At 48.9% G+C, this 15,025-nt stretch carries 12 protein-coding genes; 8 read left to right on the top strand and 4 right to left on the bottom strand.

Annotation, left to right across the window (positions count from 1 at the left end; all coding sequences use genetic code 11):
- Positions 1–205: 205 nt before the first annotated feature.
- The 3 genes from rlmD (at position 206) to N836_RS50400 (ending at position 4,677) form a co-directional block, all read left to right on the top strand.
- The gene (gene rlmD / locus N836_RS50390; protein ID WP_023072394.1) at positions 206–1,588 is read left to right on the top strand and encodes a 23S rRNA (uracil(1939)-C(5))-methyltransferase RlmD; all 1,383 of its coding nucleotides are present in this window, start codon (positions 206–208) and stop codon (positions 1,586–1,588) included.
- A gap of 68 nt (positions 1,589–1,656) precedes the next feature.
- Positions 1,657–2,736: a UDP-3-O-(3-hydroxymyristoyl)glucosamine N-acyltransferase gene (gene lpxD / locus N836_RS50395; RefSeq protein WP_023072395.1), complete on the top strand. Its 1,080-nt coding sequence runs from the start codon at positions 1,657–1,659 to the stop codon at positions 2,734–2,736.
- Positions 2,737–3,087: 351 nt separating this feature from the next.
- Complete coding sequence (locus tag N836_RS50400; RefSeq protein WP_023072396.1) at positions 3,088–4,677, top strand: glycoside hydrolase family 57 protein; 1,590 nt, start codon at positions 3,088–3,090, stop codon at positions 4,675–4,677.
- Between the two features lie 156 nt (positions 4,678–4,833).
- On the opposite strand, the gene N836_RS50405 is transcribed toward N836_RS50400, so the two are convergent.
- Positions 4,834–5,382, bottom strand: a complete 549-nt coding sequence (locus tag N836_RS50405) for a late competence development ComFB family protein (protein ID WP_023072397.1) — start codon at positions 5,380–5,382, stop codon at positions 4,834–4,836.
- A gap of 733 nt (positions 5,383–6,115) precedes the next feature.
- Positions 6,116–6,328 (bottom strand): Hfq-related RNA-binding protein, encoded by a 213-nt coding sequence (locus N836_RS50410; protein ID WP_023072398.1) that lies wholly within the window; start codon positions 6,326–6,328, stop codon positions 6,116–6,118.
- 96 nt (positions 6,329–6,424) lie between these two features.
- Here N836_RS50410 and dapF point away from each other — a divergent pair, with 96 nt between their 5' ends.
- The 5 genes from dapF (at position 6,425) to N836_RS50435 (ending at position 11,386) form a co-directional block, all read left to right on the top strand.
- Positions 6,425–7,159: a diaminopimelate epimerase gene (dapF, locus tag N836_RS50415; RefSeq protein WP_023072399.1), complete on the top strand. Its 735-nt coding sequence runs from the start codon at positions 6,425–6,427 to the stop codon at positions 7,157–7,159.
- Positions 7,160–7,278: 119 nt separating this feature from the next.
- Positions 7,279–7,983, top strand: a complete 705-nt coding sequence (gene surE / locus N836_RS50420) for a 5'/3'-nucleotidase SurE (RefSeq protein ID WP_023072400.1) — start codon at positions 7,279–7,281, stop codon at positions 7,981–7,983.
- A gap of 138 nt (positions 7,984–8,121) precedes the next feature.
- Complete coding sequence (locus tag N836_RS50425; RefSeq protein ID WP_023072401.1) at positions 8,122–9,117, top strand: permease; 996 nt, start codon at positions 8,122–8,124, stop codon at positions 9,115–9,117.
- A complete protein-coding gene (locus N836_RS50430) occupies positions 9,107–9,904 on the top strand; it encodes a TIGR03943 family putative permease subunit (protein WP_023072402.1) in 798 nt (265 codons plus the stop codon). The genes N836_RS50425 and N836_RS50430 overlap by 11 nt, the downstream gene beginning before the upstream one ends.
- Before the next feature lie 12 nt (positions 9,905–9,916).
- Positions 9,917–11,386, top strand: a complete 1,470-nt coding sequence (locus N836_RS50435) for a hypothetical protein (RefSeq protein WP_023072403.1) — start codon at positions 9,917–9,919, stop codon at positions 11,384–11,386.
- A gap of 48 nt (positions 11,387–11,434) precedes the next feature.
- Here the strand turns inward: N836_RS50435 and N836_RS0137845 are convergent, their stop codons facing one another.
- The gene (locus N836_RS0137845; RefSeq protein ID WP_031292580.1) at positions 11,435–11,680 is read right to left on the bottom strand and encodes a helix-turn-helix domain-containing protein; all 246 of its coding nucleotides are present in this window, start codon (positions 11,678–11,680) and stop codon (positions 11,435–11,437) included.
- Between the two features lie 554 nt (positions 11,681–12,234).
- A complete protein-coding gene (locus N836_RS73220) occupies positions 12,235–14,910 on the bottom strand; it encodes a CapA family protein (RefSeq protein WP_023072405.1) in 2,676 nt (891 codons plus the stop codon).
- Positions 14,911–15,025 lie beyond the last annotated feature (115 nt).

Consider the following 15,025-nt stretch of genomic DNA (forward strand, 5'->3'; position numbering starts at 1 on the left):
TTAGTTTTCCCTGTCAAAAGGATTATTTGTCCTTTGAATAATAACTGGTCATGTGACCTTGCCTGAGAGCCATGTTAAGAGAGTTTACAAAGCTTAAGTCCATTAATTGGCCCCGGTGATGGTTATCACGTTCTTAGGTGCTTGCCATAGAATTTAGAAGCCTATTCGTAGCAAATGTCATTTGATCGCTTGAGCAAGTAGCCCCATGACTCCATCAGTAAATGTGCATCAGTGGCAACAGGGACAGGTGATCGACCTGACAATTGATGACTTGAGTAATAGCGGTGATGGCGTGGGGCGCTGGCAAGATCGAGTTGTATTTGTCGCTAATACAGTGCCAGGAGACAAGCTGCAAGTACGTCTAACGCGAGTTAAGCCTACTTATGGCTATGGCAAACAGCTGAATCTTCTGGAGGCATCTCCGGATCGGATACGCCCTGCCTGCATCGTGGCTGACAAGTGTGGGGGCTGCCATTGGCAAGCAGTTGCTTACCCGAGACAGTTGCAGGCTAAAGAATTGCAAATTGAGTCGGCGCTACAACGCATTGGGGGCTTTGAGAGCATTCCCATGCAGCCAATTTTAGGGACGACACAGCCTCTGGGATATCGCAATAAGGTGACCTATCCACTGGCGCGTGGGAGCGAAGGTACAGTCAAGGCGGGGTACTACCGTCAGGGCACTCATCAGATTGTGAACTTAAATCAGTGTCCAATCCAGCATGAGACGCTCAATCCGCTGCTGGTGAGCGCTAAAGTGGCAATTCAGGAACGGGGGTGGAGTCTTTATAACGAGAAAAAGCACCAGGGGCGGTTACGACACCTTGGGCTACGGATAGGACAGCATACGGGACAAGCATTGTTAACATTGGTGACCACAGGCTATCTACCGGATATTAAAGAGCAAGCTGACCAGTGGCTATCTGAACATACGGATTTGGTAGGTGTGTGTCTTAACATCAACCCAGAGCGGACAAATCGGGTATTTGGTGATGAGACTCGTTGTTTGGCAGGTCAACCATATTTGGAAGAAGTCTTTCTTGGGCTGAGGTTACACATTCAGTCCACCACGTTTTTTCAGGTGAATACGGTGCAAGCAGAAAAGCTGGTAAAGTCGATTTTGGCTCAGCTAGACTTGCAAGGTAACGAAACTGTGATTGATGCCTACTGCGGTATCGGTACTTTGTCATTGCCCCTGGCCCAGCGATCGCAACGTTGTATCGGTATCGAGGTTCAGGCTGAGGCGGTGGCTCAGGCTCGGCAAAATGCAGCACTAAACGGATTACACAATACCGATTTTTTTGCTGGGGCGGTCGAGCACTTGTTGCTGGAGGTGAGCACTCAGCAATCTGCTCCCATTGACGTTGCTGTATTAGATCCACCCCGTAAGGGCTGCGATCGCAACGTATTAGAAGCTTTAGTCAAGATTACCCCTGGCCGTATCGTCTACATGAGCTGTAACCCAGCGACCCTGGCCCGTGACCTCAAGATTCTATGTAGCAGAGGATACACTCTCAACAGGGTTCAGCCTGCCGATTTCTTCCCCCAAACCGCTCATGTTGAATGCGTAGCTTTTCTGGAAAAAGTCTAATCAGACAGGCAGTGCCCACCACCTGGGACAATGACAAACTGAGACGTCAGTGAGCAAACGAGGCATCCATGAGATTTAGCGAGATCGTAGAGCAGTTAGGCATTGCTGAGGCATCTAGCTTAGAGTCTCAGCCAGACCTGAATCCCGACATTGTCGGGGTAACCGCAGTCCAAGACTCACAGCCTGGCACCCTCAGCTATGTTGAGGGCCAAAAGTTTGCCCCCTACATTGAGCAAACCGCTAATACAGCCCTCATTTTGCCCATGGATGAGTCGCTGCAGACTCAAGCCACAGAGCGGGGCATCGCCTGGGTGAGCACTCCAGAACCCAGATTAGGGTTTGCCCGTGCGATCGCACTTTTCTACCAACCTTTCCAGCTGCCACCAGGCATTCACCCCAGCGCCATTATTGACCCCACAGCCACTATTGGTAAAAACGTCGCCATTGGCCCCTACGCTGTGATTCACGCCGGAGCCACCATCGGTAATGACGTTTGCATTCATCCCCAGGTAGTGGTCTATCCTCAAGCCCACATTGGCAACAGCACTACCCTCCATGCCAGCTGTGTCATTCATGAACGGGCACAAATAGGAGCCCACTGTGTGATCCACGCGGGTGCCGTCATTGGCTCCGAGGGATTTGGTTTTGTCCCCACTGCCCAGGGATGGGAAAAGATGCATCAGTCTGGCATTGTCATATTAGAAGAGCACGTCGAAATCGGCTGTAATACAGCCATCGATCGACCCGCCGTAGGTGAAACCCGGATTGGTCGTAATAGCAAGCTAGATAATCTAGTCCATGTTGCCCACAACTGTGAACTTGCTGATAATTGCATCCTGGCCGCCCAGGTCGGCTTAGCAGGGGGTGTAGAGCTAGAATCTTTAGTGGTTTTGGGCGGCCAGGTTGGCGTGGCCAACAATACCAAAATTGGCAAAGGCGCTCAAGCCGGGTCTAAAGCAGGATTACACAGTAGTGTCTCCCCCGGCAGCATCATGATGGGTATTCCAGCTAGCCCCTATCGCACCTATCTAAAATCATCAGCCATTTACAACCGTCTGCCCGAGATGCATCGCACCCTAAAGCAGCTACAGAAACAAGTGGCTCAGCTAGAAGAGCAGCTGAGCCAAGTACAACAAACCGACCAGTAGCTGTTAGCATAAACAGTCAAGTAGTGCATTTACAAAAAGACATAATCGCTACTGCAGCGGTTTACTTCTCAGACTTACAGTAGAGCTCAGCTATAGGGGGGAAAGGATTCCCACTCAGGCTGATTTCATTTGCTCTACCCGGCTCAGGAGATGCTTAAATTAGTGTAAAGATTTGATTTGCGATCGCTGTATCGTCACGGTTGGTTCTTATTCGGGTTTTCTTGACGATGGTCCGACGCCTTGACCTAAGTAACGTTTTCAAAGCCTTAATTTTCGAAGCTTACGTTCAAAGGGTTCAGACCAGCCTAGAAGTTTCCATAAGATGCTCACTTTCCAATAAAAGGTTGCCCTATGTCTCTCGGATATCTTGCTCTGGTGCTTCACGCCCACCTACCCTTCGTTCGGCACCCAGAGAGTGATTTTGTTTTAGAAGAAGAGTGGCTGTTTGAGGCAATTACCGAAACTTATATTCCTTTGTTGACCATGTTTGATGGTCTCAAGCGGGATGGCATCGACTTTAAAATGACCATGAGTATGACACCCCCACTAGTGTCGATGCTCAAGGACCCACTGCTGCAGGAACGCTACGACGAACACCTGACCAACCTAGAGGAACTAACCGAAAAGGAAATTGAGCGGAACGAGCATACCGGCCACCTGAAGTACCTGGCGGGATATTATGCCAACGAATTTAATCACACCCGTCAGGTCTGGGAAGACAATAAAGGGGATTTAGTCGCCGCCTTTAAGCAGTATGTCGATAGTAATAATCTAGATATCATCACCTGCGGTGCAACCCATGGCTATCTGCCGCTGATGAAAATGTACCCTGAAGCAGTGTGGGCACAGCTCAAGGTAGCCGTAGAAAGCCATGAGGAAAACTTTGGTCGCCCGCCCACCGGTATTTGGCTACCGGAATGTGCCTACTACGAAGGTCTTGAGCGCATGGTGGCCGATGTGGGGCTACGATACTTCCTCACTGACGGTCATGGTATTCTCTATGCTCGTCCCCGTCCCCGGTTTGGAGCCTATGCCCCGATTTATACAGAAACGGGGGTTGCCGCCTTTGGCCGTGACCACGAGTCCTCTCAACAAGTATGGTCTTCAAAGGTAGGATATCCAGGCGCATCAGAATATCGCGAATTTTATCGTGACCTGGGTTGGGATGCAGAGTATGACTACATCAAGCCCTATGTGATGCCTAACGGCCAGCGCAAAAACGTAGGCATCAAGTATCACAAAATTACTGGCAAAAACCTGGGGTTATCTGACAAGGAATGGTACGACCCCTACTGGGCTCGGGAAAAGGCGGCCGAACATGCCGGTAATTTTATGTATAACCGGGGTCAGCAGATTGCTAACCTTAACGGCATGATGCAGCGCAAGCCCATCGTCATTTCCCCGTATGACGCCGAGCTGTTTGGTCACTGGTGGTATGAAGGTCCCTGGTTTATCGACTATCTATTCCGCAAAACCTGGTACGACCAAGACACCTATGAGATGACTCACCTGGCCGATTATCTACGGAACAATCCTACCCAGCAGGTCTGTCGTCCATCTCAGTCCAGTTGGGGCTATAAAGGGTTTCATGAGTATTGGTTAAATGAAACCAATGCCTGGATTTATCCTCATTTGCACAAAGCCGCAGAGCGGATGATTGATTTGGCCCGTCGTGAGCCGGTTGATGAGCTAGAGTGGCGGGCTCTCAACCAGGCAGCACGGGAGTTACTACTCGCCCAATCCTCAGACTGGGCCTTCATCATGCGTACTGGAACGATGGTGCCTTATGCAGTACGCCGAACCCGCTCCCATCTATTGCGGTTTGACAAACTGCGAGAAGACATCTTAGCCGGCAAAATCGACTCTGGCTGGCTGGAAAAAGTTGAGAAGATCGACAATATCTTCCCCAGTATCAACTATCGAACATATCGACCCTTATAGTATTGCTGCCGTCAGTGCAGTGGCCGTGGGCACCTACATCTATGTGTCCCTAGCTCAGTCAAAAAAGGCGTTGCTAAATTTAGCAACGCCTTTGCTTTGCGTCTTTGTATCCCTTAGCAATCTCTAAAGCCCAACCTGCAACCCCAATCCGAGCCTTTAGGCAGCTTGAGCAACAGGCTCAAATTTATGGGCGTAGTCTTTCAGCAGATCATTCATTTGACCCAGGAAGCCATCACTAGAACGCTTAATCCCTTCACGCTCAGGGAAGAAGTCAGGACGATTCAAGCTATTCGAGATGGCATCCTTCACCTGATCAGCAATCATGCCAGACAGCTCTTCACGGGCTTTATCTCGCTGATACGCAGCGCCTTCTTCAGTAGTGGCATACAGGGGAGGCAGCCGATTAAGTGCATATGCCGCAATATCCCCTAAATCGAGACTACAGTCGTTACTGGCCTCAATTTCCGCAACCCGTGCAATGGCTTCTGTGAGGACTAGTTCCTCCATTACATTAATAAACTGCTTGCGCGGAACAGCAACAACCTCGCCAGTCAGGAGTGATCCCATGAGGCGATCAAGGGCCATATATTCCTCAATGGAAAGCTCAGATGCCGTGTCGCAAATGCGACCCACTTCCGCTTCCATCGCAGGGGTTAAATAACCATCCTGCAACGCTTGTTCAACAATTTTTTCAATACTGCTCATCCTGTCAAATGGCTCCGTTGCATATCTCTGTAAACAGTTTTAGATGTTGCTGAATGCTAAATGCACATGAGCACCGGTCGACCGTTTTTGACTTAACAATATAGTGAAATAACTATATTAAAAGTCCTAAAAACAGTCTGACATTATAGCCCCATCACCTTGATTCAGGAGCGTTCCAAAAGCCATGAAAGATGGCGACAATGGAACATACAAACAACCTAATTAATTAGGTTGTTTGCGTTATCAGCAACTAGCAGTCCTGGTTAGAAATTGAGAAATTATCCCCAGAAACCACTTCGGCTTTATTGTGCCCGAGCGTCACTTAGCAAACACATTAACTGCTTAAAACCTCAAGCAACCTACCAACAAAAATAGATGAAAAAGCTATCAAACCTGCCAATAAAAGCCTTAAAGAGAGTTCCAAATCAGAGAAATTTAATTTGGGTTAACTTGCAGCAAAAAACTCTAAAGAGTCAGCAATTAAGATACAAATTACTACGCAGTAAAAACCAAAAAACATAAAAACAAATAACAAAATTATTTGATTAAATTCCTTGATATAGCTCTCTATAAAATACTTACTGCAGAAACCTACAAGGGTGATCATTTGAGACGATTCAATCTCACGAAAATCTTGAAGGGAAAAACCAAATTACACTGCAAAGATGAGGCCTCTCAATCGAGAGACCCCGTTGTATCACAGGTATATGGTATTAATCCTGATAGGCTGACACTAGCCCGTGATTTTGATATACGCCAGAGCCGCTCGCATAGTGAGTACTGTCTGGCCATCAACGCTCAGACAAATTGCTTGAGCATCCTGCCAAACAATGACGCCGCTAAATACGTCTCCCGTCAGTAGTTTGATTTCAAGGGTTTGTTGGTCACGGATGAGCATTTGTAGTTGACGGGTGCTGGGTAAACCTGTGTCAAATTCAGTAGCCATAGCGGTCTCGGATAAAACAGTAATAACGTACCCGGTATACTACTTTCGGTAAGCTATTGACGCATTATTTCAACTCTTTTCTGATTCCTGCACACCATGGGGCTTTCCTTTAGCAAGTATCACGGACTCGGTAACGATTTTATTTTGGTAGACAATCGGCAGCAGACGTTGCCGTTGCTGACCCCTGCCCAAGCCATTGAGCTGTGCGATCGCAACTTTGGCATTGGTGCCGACGGCGTGATCTTTGCCTTACCCGGCGAACAGGATGCCGACTACACCATGCGCATCTTTAACTCCGATGGCTCAGAACCGGAGATGTGCGGTAACGGCATTCGCTGTATGGCGAAATATCTAGAGGCCCTAGAGACTGAGGCTAGCCAACCGCCCCAAGCTCCCCATAGCTACAAAATCCACACCCTGGCAGGGCTGATTGTGCCGACACTGCAGCCCGATGGCCAAATCACGGTGGATATGGGAGAGCCAAGGCTGTTAGCAGGGGAAATTCCTAGCACCCTAGCCGTTGCTGACCAAAAAATCATTGATTCCCCCCTGACGGTGGCCGACAAAGCCTATCGGGTTACCTGTGTCAGTATGGGCAATCCCCACTGCATTACATTTGTGGACGATACGGCAAACGTTCCGCTAGCGGAAATTGGACCACTGTTTGAACAGCATCAGGTGTTTCCCCAGCGGATTAATGCCGAATTTATTCAGGTAGTCCGCTCCGATTATCTCAAAATGCTGGTGTGGGAACGGGGGGCCGGACCGACACTAGCTTGTGGCACAGGGGCTTGTGCGTCTTTGGTGGCAGCAGTCCTCAATGGCAAGTGAGATCGCGCTGCCACCGTTGAACTACCCGGCGGACCTTTACACATTGAATGGTCTGCATCGGATAATCATATTTATATGACAGGTCCTGCTGTCCTGGTGTTTTCAGGCGAAGCGATTTTGTGACTACTTCTACTATTGTCCTTACCAACGATGACGGCATTGATGCGCCTGGCATTCAAGCCTTATATGATGCCACTACCCAGCTTCCGACTGGGAGAACCAGCATCGGTATTGTTGCCCCCGATCAACACCTTTCCGGCTGCAGCCATCAGATTAATCGGGGCGGCGCGATCTCAGTCAAACAGCAGACAGAGCAACGCTATGCCATTAGCGGTACCCCCGCCGACTGCACTCGGGTCGCCCATCACCTCTATCCCCAGCTAAATTGGGTCATCTCCGGCATCAATGATGGCGGTAATCTTGGGGCTGATACGTATGTTTCTGGGACCGTGGCCGCTGTACGAGAAGCAACCCTGCTCAGGGTACCGGCCATAGCAATTTCCCATTACAAGTCCAGACATATGTCTATTGACTGGCAGATTGCCGCTCACCGTACAGCGCGAGTGCTCGCTATTTTAATGGATAAACCTCTTGAACCAGGACAGTTTTGGAACGTTAATTTACCGTCCGTAGCACCGTCTGCCCCTGAGCCTGAAATTGTTTTTTGTGCGGTTTGTACTCAGCCTCTACCTACCCAATCCAGCCTGGAAGCGGGTCAATTTCGCTATACTGGCGCATACCAAGACCGACAGCGTGACCCCGGATCTGACGTAGATGTCTGTTTTTCCGGAAATATCAGCGTTAGCAAAGTGTCTCTATGGTAAATATGTTGCCCCAGTTTTTATGCCATATATCAACAGAATTGAAAACAATAGCCCATGGCTTTCTAACAAAACCGTGGCAGCTAATTCATTTCCTGTAGAATAGCTGGTCAGCGATAGACGTCTAACGTTTGCATATCTATGGAACAACTGAGCAACGGCCTCACGCTTTTCTTTAGTCTGCTGGTAGAGGCTATTCCATTTCTGCTCATTGGTGTAGCGTTCTCAAGCTTGCTTCTGTTTTTTGTCGATGAGCGGACCCTGATTAAGCTGTTGCCAAAGACCCCTCTGTTAGGAGCCATAGCAGGCAGCCTCATGGGTGTCTTTTTTCCGGTATGTGAATGTGGAAATGTGCCTGTGGCCCGGCGACTGATTGTTCAAGGGGCTCCCTCCTCAGTGGCTGTAGGTTTTTTACTGGCAGCACCAACCATTAATCCCGTTGTTTTTTGGGCGACCTGGGTAGCCTTTCGCGATCAGCCAGAAATTGTTTTTTTGCGGGTCATCTTTACGTTGATCATTGCCGTCACCATTGCTTGGGTTTTTAGTCGTCAGCCAGACATGCGACCCATTTTGCAATCGTCAGTGGCAAGACAAATGCCAAAAGTACGTCGAGTTGAGCCGGTGAATCCATTGCTACGCTCAGGTACATTTCTATTGCAAACCGACGGAGCAGCTCTACAGCTAGATGATCCAACTGCCATCCTCAGCCAGACTCCCGAGCAGCCTGTATCAGTGAAGCTGCAGCTCGTGGTTGAAAATATGATTCAAGAGCTGAAGGAACTCGGAGCAGTTTTGATTCTGGGTAGTGCTATTGCCGCGTTTGTACAGGTAGCTATACCCAGGGATTGGATCTTAACGCTGGGGCAAAACTTTATTACCTCTATTTTGGCGATGATGCTGTTGGCAGCCGTCGTCTCGATTTGTTCAACGGTGGATTCATTTTTTGCTCTTTCATTTGCCTCTACGTTTACAACAGGAGCCCAGTTAGCCTTCCTTGTATTTGGGCCAATGATTGATCTGAAGAACATTGGCTTGCTGATGACGCTATTTAAGCCCAGGGCAATTATTTATATTTTTGCTCTGGCTGCACAGATGTGCTTTATTCTGACCTTATTTATGAATCTTTATGTCAGCTAGATCGGCTAAAAAGTCAGGTAGGGCGAATCGCCAAAGTCGTTCTCCCAAGATCCCTTGGTTTCGCACCAATTGGTTAGATGTTTTGGTACTCGGTGCCTGGAGTCTGACGCTGTTTAGGTATTGGATTACTGGCAAGATATTTTTGCTGCTGCATCCAGACTATATGTGGCTGGCGAATAGCGCTGCTATCGTACTGCTTGGTATGGCCATCTTTAAGCTGGTTCAGGGACGACGACCAAAGCGGGTGCAACCGCCTCCTAGCCACACCACCCTCCTGCCACCTCAGCTCAGCAGCCTGATTCTACTGGGGGTAGCTGTACTGGGGTTTATCTATACGCCCCGAGCATTTGCCAGTGAGACCGCTATCCAGCGTGGTGTGGCTGATACGTTGACGATGACGCGATCGCAACCTCAGCGTTTTGTCAGACAGGCTGCATCAGATGAGCGCACTATCATCGACTGGATTCGCACCCTCAATGTTTATCCAGAGCCCGATGCTTACACCGGCCAAGCAGTTAAAGTATCAGGGTTTGTCATTCATCCCCAGGAGTGGCCTGAAGAGTACTTGATGATATCGCGCTTTGTCTTAACTTGCTGCGCTGCAGATGCTTATCCAGTGGGCTTGCCAGTACAGCTAGCCGTCTCACGCCAGGCTTATGCCCCAGACAGTTGGTTGGAAATTGAAGGGGAAGTAGTAACAGCGACCATTGATGGTCAACGTCAGCTCACCATTGAACCCAAACGGATTGAAACGATTCCTGAACCCCGTAACCCCTACGAGTACTAGCTAGGTTTTCCAATGACTACCTCTCATCGTCAACCCCTTGATCGCTTAGCGCAAGCCTTGATGGTGCTGCTTGCGATCGTAATTAGCGCTATGGTTTTGCTAGGGGGTCCCGCCGCTGTCAGGGTCCGGAACTTTACGTGGAAAGATCGGCAGATTGGAGCGACCGATACCGCTTTTCTGCTAACGTTTAGCCGCCCCATGGATCAAGCTAGCGTTGAGCAAAATCTGACCATCGACCCACCACTGCCAGGCCGATTTAGCTGGGCTGGACGGCGGATGGCCTATACCCTTGATTTACCAGCCCCCTACGGCAATGAGTTCACGGTCAACCTCACCCAAGCCAGAGACCGTTTTAGTGGGCCGACAGGTACATTTGTGCCCTTTGAGGAAACCTTCCAGACCCGTGAGCGGGCCTTTGCCTACATCGGTATGGAAGGAGAAAACCAAGGACGACTGATGCTCTATAGCCTCAGTGATCAGTCAAAAACGGCTCTCACACCAGAGGGCTGGACTGTCATGGACTACAGGCCCTATTCGCAAGGCAATCGCATCCTATTTGCCGCCATAGAAACGGGGCAAACCAATCAGCAAGACCAGCGTCTCTATACTGTCACTACTGGCATAGGAGACAGCTCAAGCGCGGAAAGCGGTCAGATTGAGACTATCTTAGACAGCGACGATTATCAAAACCTCAAGTTTGACCTATCACCCGATGGAGAAACCATCGTGGTACAGCGGGTTAATCGTAATAATCCTGGTGATTTTGGGCCTTGGGTCGTTAGCCAAGAGCAAGAGCCCCGTCGATTGGAAACTGAACCTGGCGGGGATTTCATGGTTGCTCCCGATAGCCAATCGCTACTGCTACAGCAGGGAGAAGGAACAGCGATTATTGCCTTAAATGATGCTCAGGACGAACAGAGTGGGGAAACATTAGATTTTTTACCCCAATATGGATTAGTAATGGATGTAGCTGACAATGGCTCTGCAGCTGCCATGGTCAGCTTTAATCAAGATGACCCGGAAAAACGGTACACTCAAACCTTATTTTGGGTATCGAGCCAGGGGGACGAAAAACCCCTCCTTGATGTTACGGGGTCAATTTTAGATGCTCAGTTTGACCCTACGAGTGAACTGTTATTCTGCCTAACAAGTGAACTAATTGAGAGTGATACCTATCAAGTTCAACCCTCAATCTCAGCAGTGAACCTGGAAACTGGTGATCTAGAAACACTTTGGACATTACCACCACAGCCGTCGGTTCACATGAGCCTCGCCCCTGATGGTTTGGCTCTGCTATTTGATGAAACAACACCGGGTGGAGACAACTCGGTGGTTTTGGCTGATGGGATTGCGATCGCAAGCTCAAAACTCAGATTGCTACCGCTCTACCAAACTACAGATGATCGACTTAATAAAAGACCGCAGCCAATTGAACCTCAGACATTTCCCTTTACTGGCATTAATCCTATCTGGATCCCGTAGCGCGTTAGCAATAGTTTTGGTCAGCTAACGCCATAACAAAGAAGAGAATTAACGATCAATTGTCGCCTCAGCACCACGTTCCAGATACATGCTGAGAAAGATGCTAGCCGCTGATGGCTCTAAGGTTTCTAGAGCAACGATAATTTCTGGCACAGAATCTGCCAGTGGATCGCTAACTTCATTTACCCATTGATTTACCGTTGAACGGGCAACGCCCATTGTTACAGCTAAACGATTTTGACTAATTCCGTACTGAGTAAGTACATGCTTTAGTGCTTTTCCTGCCCTTCCCATAGTGGTTATAAATCTCACAAAGATTACAACATCAACGGCAGGTCCATAGATTTATTGACCTGCCTACGTTCTTTCTTCCAAGCCTCTGAAAGGTTTCAGTATAAAACGGCTCTAGAATGTGTCTTTTGTCTCAAAAAGCTACGCGGTTACCCTAGTTTTTAAGATTTCTACAAGGATCCAGCTGGAAAATAAAAGTATACCTGAATCTTTAACGAAGTGGTAAACCCCTTGTATCAAAAACAGGGATAATACGGAGTTCTTACGTACTATCGAGAACAAAATCTCAGAGCTTAAAACCCATTTAGGAAAGGCTTTCAAGAGTAATCAATTCAACCTTTGCTGCCAAGAAAAAATTTTATTTAGCACGACCACAGGCTCTACCGATACATCGGAGCCCAGTGAAATGACCATGAACAATATATACAAAACTCAATAAAAACTTGAGTCAGCCACCGAGCCTAGAAATGAGAACAGGTAGCTTTTTAATCACCCTGACATCAGCTGCCACACAGGAACTCATTTCAGCTATTCAACAACCTCAGAGTTGACAGACATCAACCCAGGGGGCCCACTAGCGGCTCATCATGGGGAGAAATAGCGCCATCCTCTGAGCGACTATCCTCAGCCGTTTCACTATCAGCATCAGGAACAGCCGTAGGCAAACCAATTGATGGTTCTAAAGGTAGTGCATCCAGACTATTGAGACGCTCTTGAATAGGGTTAAATTCTTTGTGAGGAGACGACTTTTGGCCCCAGTCCTCTAATGTGTCATACCCGTCTAAAGGCTGCTCCGTAGGCACCAGGATGTCATCACTTGGCTCTGGCCAAGCCTCTAACCCCGTCTCGTCATCAAGGCGATTACCATCAAGCTTTGGGGCAGACATTGGTTTCTCGGGCTCAAATGTCCCCCAACCATCTTGAGGACTACTCCCATCTATGTTGGGTAGATCAGGTTGTGTATTAAAGCTGTCCAGAGAACCGCCAAACTGCTCTGGAAGTTGACTGTCTGCAGGTGCTGCTGGGAGGGCATCATTCCAACTCTCTGCCTCAAAACCACGGGGGTCAAACGTGCCTTGAGGGTCAAACTCAGACTCTTCTGATGCAGAGGGAGCTGCCTCTAGGGGAGCTAATTCAAGACCTTCTGATTCGGGAATAAAATCTTCAAAAGTGTCTAACTCAAGGCTTTCTGACTCAGGGGTAAAGTTGTCAAAGGTACCTGAGTCCAATCCTGCCGGGTTAGGAACAAAGCCCTCATTAGGAATAGCCGGAGTTTCATAGGTAGGCACATTTAAGGGAGCTGGCTCTAGCTCACCCAAGGTTCTTAGAGGAGTTGCTGGCTTTTCGGGTTTGAGGAGAGGGTCTCGCGGAGAAGTCGCATCTAGGATGGTTGGAAAATGTAGCGGCGAGGATAATGATGCAGAGGCCTGGCGAATTTGCTTAAGAATAGCTTTAGCAGTTTCCCCATTAGCCGCTTTTGGTCGAGCTTCCCTGACGCTCACAGGCAGAAACTCAACCTTCATCTGTTGATCTCGCAAGGACACTCGTAGTGCCGCCGTATCGTGATCATCCAGGGGCGCATCCTCAAAGATAAAATCCCCTAAGGAATACACAATTGGGCGTGATTTATAGAGTTCTGCTCCTTGCAGCTGCCGAGGATGATAACCGACCACCAAATCGGCTCCGGCATCAATGGCAGATCGAGACAGCTTAACTTGCTGATCGCTAGGCTCGGCTTCTAAGTCGCCGTACCACCGATAGTTAACAACAATCCAATCCACACCCTCCCGCAAAGCAGCAATATCCTCAATAATGCCGTCTCGCTCCTGAATATTTAGACCGGCTCGCCCTAACGTAGCTACGTCATCACTATCCGGCGCATAGCTTAAGTATGCGATGCGCTGCCCCTTAACCTCTAAAACCTCTGGACGACGAGCTTCTTGACGATTACGACCAGCGCCTACACGGTAAATACCTGCACTATCTAAGGTTTCTAGAGTTTCGATCAGACCTTGACGGCCAAAGGCCATCGTTTGGTCTCCAGTCAGCCCCACAATGTCAATACCACCTCTCAGCAGAGCATCAGCCGCATCAGGGCGAGACCGATCAAAGTAATTTTCTTGTAGGGAGGTATCGGCAGTCGCCAGAGAATTGCCCAGGCCAATCATGGCAATATCCGCTGCTTGAAATACCTCTAAGCCCCCCAATACTTGCTCAACAGCATCGGGGGTCTGTAATGGCACATCCCCGACTGGAACTTCTCCACCAAACAGCAGAGTGACGGTGGGGTCTTGAGGATCGCTACTCGGCTGGTGGGGCATCACTGCCACCGATTCAAGGGCAGCAGGCACCGCTGAGCCACGTCTAGCTGATCGATAGTCAATTTCTTGGGTTTCCACATCGCTCAGGGTACGCCACCCGCCATTATTTGTGAAGGTCGGTAAAGAAGGTGATGCTTCTTTACGGGCAACTTGACCTCGTTGCGATAAAACGGCCTCAGTCACACAGCCCAAGATAAAGGCAGCTGCAGCAGAGCCGGTAACAACGAAGGCTCTCATGTACTTGAATTGCTGCTCAATCGTTTCCTTGGGTGCCAGCCGACGACGATTGAGACGTCGCTGCTTCGACGTTTGATTTTTATCAATATTGGCCGGGCGAATTTGGACGATTGGAAAGGGAGCAACAGCCCGGTTTTGGCGGCGGCGGCGCTCTTGCGCATTGGTTTCTCGTGGAATCAAATACGACGGAACTGCTTTAAGCACCTCGCTGCGATAGGTAGCCGCCGTAATGGTGTCGGTCTGGGGAGTGGTGGGCTGAGCACTAACAGCAGGCGTTGAACTTTCAGCCACCGGGGTAGTTGTCGTTACTGACGACGCTGGCTCATTATTGTCTACCGGCTTTTGGGCTGGCTGTTGACGCTGAGTCAACCGGACACGCTGCTGCCATAGGGGTTGACTGGTACCAATTAAACGCCCTACCAAATAAACGCCACGAATGATGTTGGATTCTAACCGGCACAGACGATTGCAAACTAGCCGGATTAAAACGTCCTTTTTAGGAGGTCGTTCAAACTCAACTAAAACCTGTAAGTAGCCTGGGTATTGATCGGTTTGAACTTGAGCATAGATAGACTGGGGGACTAGCAGATGATTTAGCCACAGGGCGATGGAACGAAAATGTCCGGTGGCAGCTGATTGTTTTACCTGGTTGATATCGACAGGTGTATTGACCATATTCCTCTAGCGCTGACAGGTATCAGAGTGTAGATGGACTACTAAACCCCCGAAACTTGTTTGAAAGGGTCTATCAAAGATGTCAATCTTGTCAACTGTGTTTGTACTGTTTTTA

The organism is Leptolyngbya sp. Heron Island J (assembly GCF_000482245.1).
Taxonomy (GTDB): domain Bacteria; phylum Cyanobacteriota; class Cyanobacteriia; order Phormidesmidales; family Phormidesmidaceae; genus Leptothoe.